Consider the following 17931-nt stretch of genomic DNA (forward strand, 5'->3'; position numbering starts at 1 on the left):
CATAAATGATGCAAGTCCGGTCGCCGCTGTTTTCCTGCTTTTGCTAATAATTAGTTGGCATGGTATCAAAAAATCCGTAAATTTCCTACCTAAAATCATCTTTCGCGCCAGCGAAAGAACACCTTTTTCCTCCTCCCCTTGTGGGAGAAGGAAAGAAGTCATGGCTGTAAGAGGGTATATGAGCCCACTCACACCACCCCGCGCAGCCAGGGAAATATAGCCCCAGCCGTATGGGGCGCTGATCCAGTAGCGACATTGCCCTAGCATAGGTTTCCAATTGCTCACGATGTTGCGCTTGCGCGTGCTTTAAAAAATCAGGTGAGGCCTCTTCAATCAGGATTCCGGTTTTATAATCAATGACCCAACGTGTCTGTTCACTATCAACAAATGTCCGGTCGATGATTAAATGCTGCGGTTGACCCTGGATCAGCGAGGTGATGGCATATTCACTGTGCTGATCCGTGTGGGTATTATCCAGCAACCATCGCCCCCTAGGATCATTTAACGTGCGGGTAATCGTTGCTTCTATGCGTGATAAGCAATATTCCAACTGATTTTGTGCAATGCCCGCCTGCAGTAAACGCTTTTGCCATTCCGAACGGCTATCGATTATTTTTTGTTGATTCCAATTTGCTAATTCCTCTTGGCTAATTTCCTGTAAACAGCGATGGATCAAAATACCGATTTGCTGGCTCAATGCTGTCTGTGTCGTAGAAATATTCTGTAGAAAAGAAGCGGTGGGTGTTGTGTTAAATTTCGACTGCAAGGGCTGCCAATTGGAAAGAAAGGGATGTTTTAACCGGCGCAATTTGCGCAAAGAAGTGGAGGCAACAGCTGGTATTAGTGGAACAGAAATCATCTCTTCAGTTTGCATCGCAGTTTTAAAAGGTTCCCACAGCAAAGCCAAAAAACTATTAGGATCGGGTTCTGAGATTTTTTCTGCCGTGGTAGCAATATTCGCAATTAAATGTAAATTCACTTTAGCCCTTGTCGCGGCCACATATAAAACTCGAGTCATTTCATAACGGGTTTTAGTTTTTTCTATTTTCTGCAGATAACGATAAATCGGTTCTAAACTAGATTCTTTAGATTTGATCGGCGCGAGTAATAAATCATTTTCTTTATCCAGCCGCGGACGGTCTAACCATAATAATAATTGCGCATCATCACTTCGGCCTTTATTTTCTAAATGCGGAATGATAACGGTATCAAATTCCAAGCCTTTGGCTTTGTGTATCGTCATCACATGCAAGCGACAGTTTTCCGCTGGTTCTGGGGTGGCATAACTATTTTGAATTTTTTCTACCAATAAGTTTAAATCGAGTTCAGCATTATCAGCTTCTAGTTGTTCTAATAAATCAAAAAAAGTGGCAGCGGTATTGGTTTCATTATGATTTTGGCAACAGGCAGGACCATTTAAGCGCCGCCAGGTTGCTTCCACCCAGGATCTTAAACTCTGGCGTCCACGCTCAGATAGGCTGTGATGCAATATGGGAATTAAATGTGACAATCGCAGTTTTCCATCTGCACTTAAGCCGGACAATTCTGCTTGTGAATAGCTATGTTTAAGTGCTTCCCAAATCGGTGTTAAATGATCCTTACCTGCAATGCTATGTAAATCTGTCAAACTTAAACCACACCAAGGTGCGCGCAACACCGAAAGCCAAGCTAAACGATCACCTAAATGCCATAAAGCGCGTGTGAGTGCTAATAAATCATGCACGATACTTTGTGTTGACAGCGGTTCAATTTCTACCGCATTAAATGCGATATGCTGTGCTTTCAATAGCGGAATAATGTCAGCCAAATGCGGTCTACTGCGCACTAAAATTGCAATGCTGTGCTGAGGATTCAGTTTTTGTTCCAAGCGAATGATTTCTAAAATTTTTTCAGAAGTCGCATTGGGATTCGTTGTCGAACACGGATGTACAGACACGCCACTGTCTTCCCTATTTTCTTTAGCTGCGGTGGAAGCATTAAAAGTGACCGCCCCAGAGCTAATATCCACAACCGCCGGAAATAAATTTTTGAACTGCGTATTAATCCAATTAACGATCGCAGGCGCCGAACGAAAATTGGCTTTTAGTTGCAATGATTCCAAGGCAATTGCACCCAACCCTTCCCGCTTGGCTTTTAAAAACAAACCAACTTCTGCTTCACGAAATCGGTAAATCGATTGCATGGGATCGCCAACTAAAAACAAAGTACGGCCATCACCTGTTTGCCAGCCGGCAGTTAATTTTTCTAGTAAACGAAATTGCGTAGTGGAAGTGTCCTGAAATTCATCCACCAGCAAGTGTTTAATCTGATAATCCAAAATTAACGCTAACTCGGTGGGTGACTCGGCATCTCCCAGGGCGCGTAAAGCAGCCATAGCTGTTTCATTAAAATCGACTACGCCTTGTTCGCGAAAAATCACATTTAACTGTGCCACCAATAATGGCAATAGCTCGATCAGGATTTCGACTATTTTCCATTCAGCATCCGTGTATGCAGGGGACGGTGATTCCCTGAGAGCACAAAGGCTGAGGAAAAACGCTTCATGAGCGGCTAATTCTGTCAGTAAATTTTGCATGCGGTTTTTCATGGGTTTATTTTCAGGGGGAAATCCCATGGTTTTATTGAGACTTTTTCGCCAGTTATTTTCCGTGGTCAGTAACAATTGGGCGATGGCCAGCCAGGTATCGCGGTGCGCAGGTAATGGCTCTGGAAAATGCATTAAATCGCGGTAGGGGGCGAGGGTATGATTTGGGTCGCTTATAGCTAAATTATCGGCAGCGAAGCGCAGCAGGGTTAGAATTTCGTCATGATATTCAGAGGGTAAATGTTGGTGGCAATTAACTAAAATTTCTGTGACAACATGCCGTAAGCCTTCTTCCAGCATATGGCGTAACGCTTGTGGCGAACGGTTTTTGCGCCGCACGATTAAATACGGCAACCATTGGTCGCGACGTGCCAGCATCCGCACTAACAAATTTTCAACTTCTTCTAAACGGTTATCTAAATGCAGCAATAAATGGGCTAATCCTTCTGCGTTGGGGTGCTGTTCTTCTAGGCCTTCGAGTAATCTTCGGGCGGCTTGCAGGTAGCAGTCTTTGGCGTCGGGTAAAGTTTGTGGCATCGCGCCAAAACCGGATAACAGCGGCATTTGCCGGGTTAAGCTTAAGCACAGTGCGTCTATGGTTTGGATACGTAATCTTTGGGGATTGTTGAGTAGATGCCATTGTTGTCGTTGATCCTGTTCTAAGGCGGCGCGGGCTAATTGCCAGGTTTCAAATGCTTGGGGGTGTGTGGGAGCACTTAGGGTTGCCGCATGCAGGGCAGATAAAATACGCTCACGCATTTCGCCAGCGGCTTTGCGGGTGAAGGTGATGGCGGTGATTTCTTCAGGGGCGCGCACTGATTGTGCCAATAGCACGAGATAACGCCGCACCAGCAACTCTGTTTTGCCGGAACCAGCGGGAGCTTGTACGATAAATGAGATCGTAGGGTCAAGGGCGTGTTGGCGTTGGGATTGATCGATGGTCATGGTGTAGCATCTTTAGCGTTGGATGGTTGTGCAGCTGGTTGGTGGTGAGTTGCTATCTAAATTGAGCCAATGCATAATGATTAAAATTGATACATTAGTAAAGACGACCTATAGTTTTTCTTGCACAAGTGGGCATAGGCTAGAACTTTTACCTCTCCCACAAGGAGAGAGGTAAAAGTTCTAGCCTATCGCCTATCCCAAGAAGAGAAAAATTGTTTCCTAAACCTCCTCATAGGTACCCGAAAAATGAATGACATCATTATTCCCAAAGATGATAAAAACTACAACATCACCGTGATTATATATGCCTTGCAAGCTGCCAGTTTTATTGTAGGAATTACCTTTTTAATTGCGGTGATTATGAATTATGTTAAGCGCAAAGATGTAGAAAATACTTGGTTGGCATCGCATTTTACTTGGCAAATAAGAACTTTCTGGTATGCACTATTGTGGTTGATTATAGGTGGTGTGACCACATTTATTATTATTGGCTTTCCCATTTTGATAGTGACAACGATATGGGTTATTTATCGCATCGCCAAGGGTTGGATCTATGTTTATGATAAAAAACCCATGTATAGCCAGAGCCAGCCATGATACAAGGTAACTCCAACTCTATAAAAAACTGCGCAGGCAGGAAATGTTCTTTTTGTTTCTTATAAAAGCGAGTTTTATAGGGCCGACTAGTTACCTTCATACTTTCTACACAACATCTGTAATTCACAATTTCTGCAGGTTTCTTCAGTTTTTTTAGGATCGACAGTGGCATAACCTTGTAAAAAATCCTGTGCCAGTCGCCCTAAAATATCGCGTTGTTGCCGTTGAAATTGTTCCCAATCGATGGGCTGGTGTTCAGTTTTTAAATCCATGATGGGTTTAACACCAGCCATGCCTATGTCTTTTGCGCTAATACCTTTAAATTGCGATTGGCTGATGCGAATTTGTGCGAATAATAAGCCTTGAATGGGATGTGCACTTGTCAGGCAATAAAGCGGTAATTGCGGATCGTCAGGTCGCTCGCCAAACCAATCTTCAATGCGCGGTAGCCCGGTTTTGTAATCCACTATCAGTCGCGAACCATCGGCCAATTCATCCTCACGATCAATGCGCAAAGACAATTCCAAACCGGCAAAATGGATTTTATGCAGTGATTCACGCGCAATGACACGAAAGAACGGCCGTTGTTTTTCGAGTTGTAGCCATTCAGTAATCAATTGGGTTAAACGTTGCGTTTCAACCTTGATAAAGCGACTTTTTAATGAAAGAGGACGTTTTTTAGCTTTTTGAAGCAGAGTTTGTGTCACCAAAGAATGAACCAGTGTAGTGAGTTGTGCATCGTTATAGCTTTGTAGCGTGTCCTTGTTATCTAAAGTTTCCCAAAGGCTCTCTAATATTTCATGCAGCAAAGTGCCGCGCTCCATAGCTGAAAGACCTGAGGTGATTTCCGGTAGTTGGGTGGCGCCCAAACGAATTTTGGCAAATGCAGAAAACGGGCAAGCGGCTTGATTTTTTAATACGCTGGCGCCGCCACGGATCATTTCCGAGGCGAGAACGGGAGGTGCGTATTCATCTTGAATCAATTCAAGGCAATCAGGATCATAGATGCGTGGCTGTGGTGGTTCGATGAGATCGCTTAAGACAACTTCATCAAAAGCACTAATCAAGCGGCTTTTGCGCAAGGGTAGATCACCGGAACGCTGGCTGTAACTGAAAATGATGTGTTTGGCACTTTGGGTGAAACGCGTGGTGAGTTTTTGGCTGAAAGCGAGTTCGCGTTCTGCGGAGGCATGCGGCATGTGGTGTTGGCGTTGTAGCAAAATGGGAATAAAAGGATTGGGTGCGGCGGATTTTGGCCAGGATTCATCGTTCATCCCCATCACCCATAGTTGATCGAACTGCATACCGGCAGCTTCCAATAAACCTAAAATTTGAATGGGTGCATCCTTGCTTTGCGGCTGGAACAAAGTACGTTGGGCTAAGTGCTGCAAGTGGTGGCAGGCGGCAGTCAAATTAATCTCTTGATTTATCACTAAATCCAAAGTGCAGAACTCAGTGAGCAACGTTTGCCAACGTTGCCATTGTTGAAATTCAGCACTATTTAAAGCGCGTTCGCCTGGCCATTGTAGTGACTCTAATAACTGAATAAAAAAATGTGCCCAAGTACTGGGGGGGTGTTTTGCATTAATCTGCTGGTATAAAACCTGTGAAAAAGTTGTCAGCAGTTTTATCCATAATGGACATTGGTTGTGCCGTTGGCTGAGCATGAATACATTTTCTAAAGTGAGAAAACGCTCGCCCGACTGCCGCAATGCAATGTCCAACATCGCACGTTCGATTCTTTCGCTTTCAGCGCCGCCAATAAATGGCGAGCGCAGTAAATGACTGATTTGTTCGATATTTAATTCAGGGCTGGCTAGTTGCAAAATGGTAAATGCTGCTTGTATGAGTGGGTATTTATTTAATGGTAAACCAGCGGATAAATTAAATGGCAAGCTAGGGGTTTCTTTATTTTCAGAAGTAAAAACTTCGTTGAAGATACGTTCAACTTTGTTGCGTAGTAGATTTAAGTCAGGTACGACACAGCCCAGGGTTGTTTGGGGGTGGTTTTGTAACGTTTTTTTAGCCCACAGCGCCATCGTTCGCAGTTCTTGGGTCGTATCGAGTAATCCGATACTGTATAGCAACGGTTGGATGATTTTTGTTTCTGCATTGGAAAGGTTTTTATTTTCGTCAATGGTTTGTAACAATTCTAGCAATGTTGTACTTGATGGCAAAATATGGATGTGAGTACAGCTGGCTAATGCCTCACACAGTTGCGTAGTTTGCGGCAAAAGTTCTTCGAATCCAGCGAATATTAAATGTTCTGGCAAATCAAGAGATTGGTTTTTAACCGCCTGCATTAAAATGTCTGTGCAGTCGCTAGGAGTCAGCCATTGTTGTTTCTTGCAAATATTTTCAAAAGTTTGCGCCCATTGATAAAAATACTGGATGTCTTCAGAGGCGGAGTTTTTTAATAAGGTTAATGGTAGCTGCCATTGTTTTAATAAATGCCAAGCTTCGCTGGCAGTTTGTGCGGTGGCAAAGGGACGCAACAGGACAAAATCGTTGTTGATGTTTAAGGCTGTGGTGATAATTTTTTCCCAAAGCGCTAATTCTTGTGCTTCGGTGAGAATGAGGCGGTTATCGGCCAGTGTTTCAAAAGTGCGTATTAACCAGCGGCTAAGCGGTAGACAATCTAGGCTTAGCCAGGTGGTGAGGTTTTGGGATTGCTGGGCGCTGTCATATTGTTTGCGGAGATAGGCGGATAGGCGTTGGTTGGCGGTGAGGATGGTGATGGAAGGGGGCTTATTCATAGGGGGGTTCCTAAAGTGCCCTTCTCCCTTGTGAGCATGAACGCTGAGCTAAGCACCGTAAATTCCCCACCCCCTTGTGGGAGAGGGTTAGGGAGAGGGGGTTATAGTGTAAGGGGAGAAGAAGTAGATAGAAAGTTAGTGTATCAAGGCTTAGGAAACGCCACCGTCACCTGCAAACCCTGGCCGCTTGGCGCCGTACTTAAAGAAATCACCGCATGATGCACTTCAGCGATTTGCTGTACTATCCCCAAGCCTAGACCGCTGCCAGGACTTTTATTGCCTATCATCCTGAAAAAGCGTTCAAACACCTGCTGGTGTAAATGTTCAGGAATGCCTGGACCATTATCGATTACCTTCAGCAAGACTTTATCCGCTGACTCTTCAATAATCACTTGAACCAGACTGCCGGCCGGTGTATAGCGAATCGCATTATCGACTAAATTTCTTATCAGAATGGCAATTGCAGTGGAGTGTCCTTGCACCAACGGTTCTTTTTCAGGAGATATTAGTTCAATCTCACTATCTTTGGCTAGGACTTCATGGGCAAGTTCTGCAATCACTTCCTGGGATTGTTTGACAATATTTACCGTTCCAGTATGTTCCAAGGCCAAGCCATGACCCATGCGACTTAAGGTTAACAACTGTTGTACCACGTGAGCGCTGCGATCGACGCCGGTAAGGATTTTACGTAAAGCCGCTTCGCGTTCAGCATCACTGGTGGCATTTAACGCAACTTGGGTATGGGCTTTAAGCGCGGCCAGCGGCGTTTTCAGCTCATGCGCGGCATCGGCTGCGAAACGTTTTTCTCTAGCAAAAGCTTCTTGCAATCGGGAAAATAATTTATTCCACTCTTCGACAATGGTTTTTATTTCTACAGGGACTTGGGTAGCATCAATCGGTTCTAAATGATCTGGCGCGCGCAGCTGTACTTCTTCAGAAATTTTACGCAGGCTGCTTAAACCACGGCTGATGATAATCCAGATCAGCAATCCTAGAAAAGGATAGCTAATGAGCATAACAAAGAAGGATTCTTGGGAGACATGACCCGCTAAGAGGTTACGAAAATTGTATTTTTCGGCAACAACGACTTTGCTTTTATTTTCAGGATCAGTGGTGACAAAGATGCGCCAGGCATTATTATTGTCAAAACCCTGTGATAACCCATTGGGTGCATGGGTAAAAGCAGCGGGTAGGGGCGTTGTAGAGCGAAGCAATGGTTGATTGTTTTGATCCAGTACTTCAAACCCAAACGCTTCATGATCGCCGTTATTTTCTTTATTTAATTGGTGTAAAGCAAACGGATACTGGCCGCTGGACAGTGAGTTGATATGCTGCTGAATAGAGCGCAGCTCTTCGGGCGTATTAGATTGACTCATGAAGGCCTGGATAGCAAATGCCGATTCGGTCAATTTGTTATCTAAGTGTCCTTGTAAGTCCCTGTTTTCTAAAAATAAATTGGTAAGCAGGCTTAAAGAGGTAATCAGAATGACGCACAATAATAAATTGATGACAAGGAAGTTACGGATGGATGTGGTCATTTTGCCTTTTCAACTACGTAGCCAACGCCTCTAATGGTGCGGATCAAGTTGTGGCCAAATTTTTTCCGCAGGTTATGAATGTGGACTTCTAGAGCGTTACTGTCAATTTCATCTCCCCAACCATATAAGGTTTGGGTTAATTGTTCGCGTGAGAGTACACGGCCGACATTTTCTAATAATTTATGCAGTAAGGCAAATTCTCGGCGTGAGAGTATCATGGGTTCTTCTTTTAGGAAGGCAGTGCGCGAGGCAGGGTCTAAAGTGATCTCACCAAAGGTAATCATCGGTTCAGCGCGGGAGACGGTGCGGCGTTGCAGTGCACGGATGCGGGCAGAAAGTTCGCCTAAATCAAAAGGTTTGACTAAGTAGTCATCAGCACCGGCATCTAAACCTTTGACGCGGTCTTCAACGAGTTCTCTGGCGGTGAGGATTAATACAGGGGTATTGATATTTTTAGAGCGGGCGGCTCTTAATACCTCTAGCCCCGAACGTTTGGGCAATTCCAGGTCAAGGACAATGGTATCAAAGGTTTCAGACAAAATAGCCTGTAGAGCAGTTTGCCCATCTTTGACCCAATCAACGACGTATCCGAATTGCATTAGCCCTACTCGAACACCATCGCCTAATAATTCATCATCTTCTACCAATAAAACGCGCATATAATCTCTCAATGTTGGCTAATAATAGTAAGATTAGCAGTGTTTTGGGGGTTTTGCAATGCAATTTAGGGAAAAATTCACAAAATTCAAGTATTTTTTTGTTTTATTGTCCGATAAAGCGGGGTTTTTTCAATATGCGCTTCTCTGGTGTATTTGCCCCCTTTAAAAAAGGGAGTAGCACGCACCTAGTGCGTGCGGGGATTTAAGAAGTTCGTGCCCTACTTTAGGCTGCATTGGCACCCAGAAACTCTTTAAATCCCCCGCCGGCCTCACGGCCTGCGACCCCTTTTTTCAAGGGGTAAATTGAGTAGGGAGGCGAATTGACGACGACCCAAGCTTGAATTACACTCGCTCTCTCACATTCGGGGTGTAGCTCAGCTTGGTAGAGCGCTGCTTTCGGGAAGCAGAGGTCGCATGTTCGAATCCTGTCACCCCGACCAATTAAATCAATCGAGAGTAGTAGGGTCTTGGGTCTTTCCCAATTTAGCCGGCACTTCAGGGTCTTTCACATAATCAAGCACCTTGAATCCTCATCGGCAGTAGTAATCTTATACTCTTTGAGTTTTTCTTTAATCTGAACCTTAGATGATTTACCAGCATAAGTTTCTATTATCGAATCAATTAATAATGCGCTCTGTGAATTTTGTTTGATTAATACGGCATTATTTTTAGAGGGATAAATCGCTAACTGATAATAACTATCGCGCAAAGCTTGCAAAATTTCCAAATTAATAATTTTATTGTCTAATAAAAGTTTTTTTGCCAAATCAAGATGTGCAGTAGCAGACTCCAAATTCTGTTCATGCATTAATAGTTTAGCAGCAGTCTCAAGACAGAATTGACATTCAGTATATACTCTAGTCAAATCTGTTTGATATTTGAAGCTGATGTTTTTATTAGGAGCAGTGAGTTTTTTATCTGCAGGAAATTTTTCACACCATATTGAAATAATATCAAGCATATTATTATAAACATTTAGTTGTTGTGACTCATTCGCATAAAGATAAAAGGTGCGAATGATATTTTCATATAATTGATCGACTTGTATTTCGGTTGAAGTTTTCTCAAACCATTTTTGCGCCTGTAACCCGTTACATAATTGGATCAGGTCAGCTGGATTGCGAAGCTTTATATTACCCACAGTCTGACTCTGCTCAAGCAGCATCGTAAAACTAGCAATAATCAAATCGCTCAAAGCGGGATTCTGTGTATAATTTTGCAGAATTTTTTTCCAATCAGCTACATAACATTCGTTTAGCGTAATGACTTGCAAGCGATTCTTGATAGCGATCGATAAAGGTTTGTTGTCTTTGTGTAGGAAGATCATAAAAAATTCGGCAGGGAATGTCTCTAGAGGTTGTTCCACATCCATGCCCTCGAGCAGTGAGTTAAGCCACTTTTCCAATGTCCCGGTGATTAAATGTGGATTTTCTAGGATAATAATACAGTGGGTGTCTAAAGCTTTTCTTATGCTATCTTTAAAGTTGGTCTCATCCAGAGGATTAACTGATAAAAAAACGTACGGCAATTTTTTATGTTCCAGCATTGTACGCACACTGAGATGCATTTGTTCTGTATCAAAACCTTGGAACAACATGCCATAGCCGCTGGGTTCTAATTTATTCTGAATAGTCAGCTCACGTATTTGTAATGTTGTTACTAAAGAGCCCATGAGTTCTTGTAATGGTGAAGTGTCAAGACTAGGGTATTGATTGAGTGTTTCTTGAGACAATGTAACAGTAGGTAATTTTACCTGAGTCGTTAATCCTAAGGCGGTTAATAGTTCACTCTGTAATTTAGTTTTGGATCCATCTGCTGGCAATAGCGAGTTAAACTCCAGATAACAACCTTCTTTCATCCATTGTTGTAAAGATTCAGCAGTGGGGGCAAGATTTTTATCTAAGTGAGGCGCGGCTTTGGCATAAACATACATCAAAATACGATTTAAATTACGTGGCGAAACAACGGCATGGCAGGGCTCATTGCGCAGAAATTCGTAGCCTTTTAAATAAGTATCCGCTAAATCCTGTTGCGTAACAGAATCGACAATATGCAATACTTTAGTTAAAAACGGTAGAATTTGTTGATCGCGGATATCTTCATGTGTAAATGGCTGAAACCAAAGTGTCGGCATGTCCTCAGGTACTGGAAAACGATTTAAATAAGCTAAACGCGGATTGGCAGTGCCAATCAGCCAGTGTGGGGCTTTATGCGCATAAACTTCACCCTGCCAATGTTTGGAACCTGGCCATAACAAAGGTTGTAATAAACTAGATGGCAGGGCATTGATCTCATCCAATAATAAAATATGAATAAATTTAGGGTCATCGGATTTTAGCCAGGGTTGTATGCTGGCATCACCTATATATAAACGATAAGGCTTTTTAACCCTCTGCAATGCTTGTGGTACCAATACGCGGGCAGTAAAGGTTTTACCTGTGCCGGCGCTGCCTAACAATGCCAATGAATCATGGTTTTCCAGCAGCATCAACGCTTGCTTCACCTTGCTGTCGACACTTTGCTTTTTATCATCACTGCTTGGCTCTGTTTCACACGATAACAAAGGTGAAGAATCTGGAAGCAAAGGTGGAGTCAGTTTAAATTCTTCTGGTTCTTTAGTAGAGCTTTTTTTAATTTCGGATGTTGAGCAGAAAAGCGTTATCCATAAATCACGATACTGCTGGTAGATGGCACTTTGTGGGTTGTAATCTTCTAATAGTTTCGTTTGAAATGGACTGAGTTCAAACTGCTCTGCGCGTTTTTCAGGCGGATATTTCTGTAAAAATTCGCTAATTTCCTGCAATCGTGGCCAACTCCAACGTAAAATACCTTTAGTTTGCTGATAGATTTGTTGCAGATGCCTTTTATCTCTTTCTTCTAATTTCATGAAAGTATCTTGCTCCAGCCATTGCAAGTAATCCACTGTCAGCGTTTCGGTATCAAAAAAGGTTTCCAGATGCTGCGCTAACTGCGGATTAGGGGGGGAAAGTAAAAATAAGGGCGCGCTAAACATTTGGCGTTGCGCATTACTCCATAGATAATCACTGATGAGTAGAGATTCTAATTGTGAATAAAGTTCTCTTGATATTTCGCCTACCAGCAAGACCGGTTCGGATTTTTCTAATCGCGTCATCACCTGACCTTTTTGATACTTAATCGTAAAAGAGCAGTCCTCGCTACTTTCAGTCACACGTGTCTGTATGGATTCTAATAATTCTTCAAGCGTGCTTTCACTATTGATAGGGACACAGTGAATATCTGCCGGCAGCAGTTTAAGTATTTTAAGTTGCTGTAATGCACCTAATAAATCGGCATTTGGTGCGAAAAATACTTTGGGTGTATTTACTTGGCTAGATTTTTCTTTGGGGATATCCTTTAGTCTTTTTTCTTCTGGTGGTAATGCTGGTAAGCCAGGCGCATTTCGATAGCGGGGATGAAACCAGATTTCCAAGGTGATATGTTCAGGTACTTCGGCGATATGTTGATAAAGCGTAATCCAGTCTGCCTCAGAGAAAGAATCAGTTACTTGAATCAAAGCTTTGGCTGTTTTGCAATCATGCAGTAAGCCAGGTAATTCTGTAGATAATAGCGAGCCTTTTTTTACATCAGCTTGCCAATTAGCGATAAAGCTAGGGTAGCTATGCTGGGTTAAGATATAAGATGTCACAGTTTGGTCAGTGCGCCTCGTTGCCCACTGTGTGTCATCAATTTCTGTTAAGCGAGTAGGAAAGAAGGTAGGATGTCGGACAATGGAGATCGCAGGATCGATAGGTAATGGACTATATTGCCCATCTTCTAAGGCGTGTTGCTCTATTGATATTTGACACAAGGCCAAGTGACAAAATTTTTCCCAATTGCTCTCAGTGAAACAATGTGCGAGCGTAACGGGTTTATGTGCCTTGAGTGCGGAGACAATCGAATTTTCCTGCAGGGTGATTTGTCCTTTGCGGACGAGTAATTTTTCTGATAAAAAATTTTCTGGCTCGGATTTTTTTAAATCGCAGATTACGCTATCGGTAGTTGGGGATTTAGATGTGGTTTTTTCAGTAGATAGTGAGGTATTTGCATCCAGTTGTTGTGCTAAAGGTAATTGCTGACGAATTTTTAAAAATTCGCTTTCCAATGTAGAAGGCCAGTCGATGAATTGCAATCCAGAGTTCTGCAACTCCTTGGGCAAGTGGCTACCTAAATAAATTATCCGACAAGTGGTCGGTAACATTAGTAGTTGGGAGTTGACGCTTAAGCAGGGTGGGTACTTAAATAATTTTGATTGTATTTCTAGCTGCGAGACTAATTTATCAATATTTATAATTAATAAAGTTGGTACTTTATTCTGCAATGGCGTCGCTTTCATTGCTTTGGGAGGTATGCTTGGCATCTCCCACAGTGTCGTTAAATCATCGGGATGTTCGACAATTTTAATCCAGCAAGTACGTTTTTCTTCCTCCTGTAAAAATGCTATCCTGCGTCGGTTGTTTAAAGGTTGCATGATTCCTGAGTAACTACTACGGATATCATGAGTGGATCTGGTGGCATGCTGTTCCCGATAATGGTCGCATAACAGCGCTAAAAAACCTTCTAAGGCTTTTAGATTATTCGCGGGATAAAAAATAAGTGAGGGTGTATCCGTCGAGAAAACTTGGTTGATAAAGTCAAAAATAGTGCCTTGATATTTGAATGACCAGTGATGTATGGGGGCAAATTCTTTTAATATCCGCGGTTTTTTGGCAAAAGATTTTAATTCTTTTGCATCATTAAGTCGCAGGGATAGAGACTCAGAAAAAAAAGGTATCTCTTTCACTGTTACTGCTGCACCACCTAAATCTTTTGGCTGCCAGCTCAGTGTGGGAGATTTTGCATCTTGAGCCGATAAAATTTTGAGATAAGCGTGTTCTTGGCTGTTGACCACCCAATTTGGCAGATGGTAGCCAGTTGCCAAAAAGGCAGCAGATTGAGCGGCTCTTTCACAAATAACGGGAGGTAAAAGCAGATTAATTATAAATTCCTTCATTCCTTGGAATTTTTCCATCGATTGTAACTCTTCAATTGTAAAGGTAATAGTTTTATTATCGGCTTTAACCCCAGATTTTATACGGCAGTAAGATACTATTAAGTCAATTTGTTCTTGTGAATATTGCCAAAAAATTTGGGCAGCCATTGGATTGGATTTTGCTTGCTTTAAGGCAATTTTATTTTTTTCTATAGCCTCCAGCTGAGCTATTAGCTGAACAAAATTAGGAAAATCTTTTTTTATTTGTATGTTACTTGCCAATCTAAGTAACATGCGTTTAATAATAAAACCAAAAGAAGAGACTTCCGGGATCTTTAGAGGTAAAGGACTGGGTATGGCAGGATACAAAATCATATAAGCTTTAATGATTTGAGATGTGGTGGTGGTATCTTTTAAACGCAAGGCATAGGCATTTTGTAATGATGGGCAATGACCGATTTCCAGCATATCAGCCAATTTCGGCAGTTCAAAGGCGATAGTTGCTAATGCCCAGGATTGTTGTGGTGTTGACAGTGGTGTAGGTAATACGTAGACACTTTTAGAATCTAATTGGACAGAATCGATTCTTCCGCAAACGGCTTTAGGTAATTTTAAGTCCTTTTCCAGAGCTTGATATTTTTCTAAAGAAGTATATTGATTATAAGTATAACGATGAAATTTCTTCTGTTCAGGTTCTGCTATAAATTCAATTGCTGAAGTCATGAAACCGATAAAAGATTTATTTCCTCCCGGTTGAATAGTAAGTTGCATCATTTCATCTTGATCCATGCGTGCAGGAGGTAAGGTTAGAGAGGGATCATTCGTATAAAAACGACATTTTCGTTCTATAGAATTGGTATTGATCTCAGTTGTTTTGGGTAGATATAAACTTGATGGGTTATAAGGTGGAGTTTCATCAGTTGTCTCTGAAGGGATAAAATCAGGAAGATAATTGTTCCTAAAATCACTTGTAGATAATTGCGAAGCTGTTTGGGTTAGTTTGTCTGTAAAATTTGTGATTGTTATAAGTAATTTTGGATGAAGTTTTTCCATGATTTTCTTAAAAGCTTCAAATCCGCTGTCGAAAGTTTCGGAATAAAAACTACAGTTAATAAAATTCAAATTCAATAGATTGGGTAAAAATGGAAATTCTTCAAAAGGAAGAGTGCATCTTTCTAAAGTTAATTCACGTAAATTCTTAAAACGATTAAATAGCGATAGGTTGGGTCTGAGATTAAGGGTATAACTACCTGTATAGCCATTAAACAAAATTTCAGTTACTTTTGCTGCGACCTCATCCGATAATTGACCCATATATATTTGGTTTTCTGCCTGGTCTAGCCGCAGCATCTGCAATGATAAACAATTTTTCAATATGATATTGAAAAATTCAAAATCCAGTGGCTTATTTTTAAAATGCACACGATTTATCAGGTTATTCTTGCCGATAGCTTTAAATAAGCATTCCATTCTTGCAACACTCGCTGGGAAATCAATTTCTAATGTGGTAAAGCTGGTATCTTTAAGATTATTTTCGTAAATATATTGATTTCCACGCCAAGCGTTTTCGCTAATGGTTAAAATAGCCTGTGGACGTTCATAATACGCTAAGCGTTCTTTGTGAGTAGCAGGTGTTTGGGGATGGTCAGCTTTTTTGTGGATGGCATCCAATATAGAGTTTATTGCAGCGATACGTTTTTCTGCGGTCATGACCACTATTTTTTTATCATGCATAGGCATGAGATGGCTGAGACTGGTTCTGATGGCTTCTATATTTATACTATTCTCAGGTTGTGCAACCAACTCCAGTCGCCTGAAAACCTCTTCTTGTTTCTTAATGTGCACGAGTTTTCGAGGATCGCCAGTCCACAAGAAAACACGATGGCTCGCTAGAAATAGGTTCTGATAAAAAACGTAATTTGATAAGTAATCAGAGCTAGTAAAAAACAAATAATCAGCTAATATAAATATGAGTTTTGCAGCTGCTGCTGTGGTAATTGATTTTTTATGCTTATAACAAGGTTTTTGTGCTATTGCTCTTAACAACTCGAGTTGAGTGCTAGGTGTATTAGTGTAAATCGAATAACTATCCCGCAGATTAAGGCCGCCGCTAAAGAGGTTTCTGATAAAGTGAGGCGCAACAATCGAATTAATTTCAGTGAATGAGGAACTTTGGGGAAACATGTTCTTTGAGACAAGATATTTTGGACTGCAAAAATCTAAAGTGTAATTAATTCTTAAACGCTGACTCAGTTCTAAATTCCAAATATGTTTCAATGTGATAACAGCATCATATACATCAGCTATATCTAAAGATAGATGTACATGATTAACTTCAGGATGAGAAAGTGCTTTACGTAAAAAACTTTTAAAAAGTTGTTTTCTGAGAAAATATCCATCTTCTTGTGACGAAAAACCATACCAATTCCCTGTCCATATCTGCAGCGCGCCACGTTTACTACGAGGACTGATTTCTATTTCAAAAATGATATGTAACTGCATTCTTCCTGAATCAAATGAAAAATTGCGAAGTGTATCCTGTTCAAATAGCGCAATTAATTCTTCGGGGGAATTAATTTCTTGTTTAATGGATGCTAATTTACTTTCACTCACTACATCACTCATATTTCATTTAAGCTTATTTTAGTGCTATATTAGAATTTTTGGTAAAAATGAGTAAAATATAAACTGTTTTGGGTTTTATATCAAGAAATTGTAGCCCGCCGAGATGATGTGGGATTTTTTAATTTCACGCCAACGACTAGTTACATTGCGACTATTTACAATTTAAAATACACTTTAACTGTGGAGCCAGCCTCTGTGCTGGAACGATGATCTTCCAAAAAAGGACCTAAATATGCTATATGGTTTACTAGCAACTGCTGTAGCCGCTATTTTTACTGGCGCAGCTATCTATATTAATCTAGTTGAGCAGCCTGCTCGTTTCAAATTATCTGATGCTGCCTTACTGACGCAATGGAAAGCCAGCTACAAACGCGGATTATTTATGCAAGCCACTTTAGCGCTGGTATCCGGTGTGTTGGGCGTAGTGGCTTTAGTCCTGACTTGGAATTGGTGGTATTTATTAGGTGCCGCGCTGATTTTTCTGAATTGGCCTTTTACTTTTTTTGCCATCATGCCAACCAACAAGCAATTAATGCAGATACCGCTCGATGCCACTACTCCCGACACTAGGAAACTCATAAGAAGCTGGGGATGGCTCCATGCGGTGCGCAGCTTATTGGGATTGTTGGCTACTTTGGTATTTTTATTGGCGGTAAGCAGGCAGTTGATTTAGGTGTTTTCAAGTTGAGTTTAAATAAAGTACTGAGTGTCATCTGCCTGATCCCGCGATCAAGTTGCGGGATCTCAGGCGGAACGTACCCAATATTTGCTCCAAATGAACCTGATTTATAACCACGATAAATATTGGTTATCTAAAATCGAATAAAGTTCTCCGGTTAGTTTCTTCTAAATTCTAAGGCTTTATTGTAGGATGCTGAGCCGCACCAATTCCCTGCGATAGACTGTTCCCGAGAATTTGTGCGGTAGCTGTGTCGTGCATTTTTCTTTGACCTGCAATGATAGTTGACGTAAGAAAGGTTTAGTAGATGAGCTTATAAAGTCAAGACGAAATGATTTTCTGTAGTTACTTTCTTATCTATAGTCATAAATTACCGCTAAAAATATGTGTAAATTATTAATCAAAACCTTCTCTCTCAAGGCAGAAAGAAATGAATAATCTCCGCGAATTTTCTATTGCGCAATAAAAACATTGATCTGTTTAAGAATATAATCCACATAAGCTTCAGTAATAATTTTGCCTTTTTCTCGAGTTGCTAAAGTAGGATCACCCCAGGCG

The 17931-nt window shown here is 41.5% G+C and carries 7 protein-coding genes and 1 tRNA gene; 3 read left to right on the forward strand and 5 right to left on the reverse strand.

Features of this window, described 5'->3' with window-relative positions; translation table 11 throughout:
* Positions 1–85: 85 nt before the first annotated feature.
* Positions 86–3529, reverse strand: coding sequence for a UvrD-helicase domain-containing protein (locus VHE99_11965; protein HVV69725.1), 3444 nt, complete (start codon positions 3527–3529; stop codon positions 86–88).
* A gap of 246 nt (positions 3530–3775) precedes the next feature.
* Here VHE99_11965 and VHE99_11970 point away from each other — a divergent pair, with 246 nt between their 5' ends.
* The gene (locus tag VHE99_11970) at positions 3776–4126 is read left to right on the forward strand and encodes a hypothetical protein (protein ID HVV69726.1); all 351 of its coding nucleotides are present in this window, start codon (positions 3776–3778) and stop codon (positions 4124–4126) included.
* 86 nt (positions 4127–4212) lie between these two features.
* On the opposite strand, the gene VHE99_11975 is transcribed toward VHE99_11970, so the two are convergent.
* From VHE99_11975 to VHE99_11985, 3 genes are all read right to left on the reverse strand, one after another.
* Complete coding sequence (locus VHE99_11975) at positions 4213–6882, reverse strand: PD-(D/E)XK nuclease family protein (GenBank protein ID HVV69727.1); 2670 nt, start codon at positions 6880–6882, stop codon at positions 4213–4215.
* Between the two features lie 143 nt (positions 6883–7025).
* Positions 7026–8420: an ATP-binding protein gene (locus VHE99_11980; protein HVV69728.1), complete on the reverse strand. Its 1395-nt coding sequence runs from the start codon at positions 8418–8420 to the stop codon at positions 7026–7028.
* The gene (locus VHE99_11985; GenBank protein ID HVV69729.1) at positions 8417–9079 is read right to left on the reverse strand and encodes a response regulator; all 663 of its coding nucleotides are present in this window, start codon (positions 9077–9079) and stop codon (positions 8417–8419) included. Before VHE99_11985 ends, VHE99_11980 begins: the two co-directional genes overlap by 4 nt.
* A 363-nt stretch (positions 9080–9442) precedes the next feature.
* Between VHE99_11985 and VHE99_11990 the strand changes: the two genes are divergently transcribed.
* Positions 9443–9519 (forward strand) — tRNA-Pro (locus VHE99_11990).
* 65 nt (positions 9520–9584) lie between these two features.
* Here VHE99_11990 and VHE99_11995 read toward each other — a convergent pair.
* Positions 9585–16682 (reverse strand): hypothetical protein, encoded by a 7098-nt coding sequence (locus VHE99_11995; protein ID HVV69730.1) that lies wholly within the window; start codon positions 16680–16682, stop codon positions 9585–9587.
* Between the two features lie 244 nt (positions 16683–16926).
* Between VHE99_11995 and VHE99_12000 the strand changes: the two genes are divergently transcribed.
* Complete coding sequence (locus VHE99_12000; protein ID HVV69731.1) at positions 16927–17367, forward strand: DUF1772 domain-containing protein; 441 nt, start codon at positions 16927–16929, stop codon at positions 17365–17367.
* The last annotated feature ends 564 nt before the right edge of the window (positions 17368–17931 follow it).

Source organism: Gammaproteobacteria bacterium, from assembly GCA_035546635.1.
In the GTDB taxonomy this organism is placed as follows: domain Bacteria; phylum Pseudomonadota; class Gammaproteobacteria; order JAURND01; family JAURND01; genus DASZWJ01.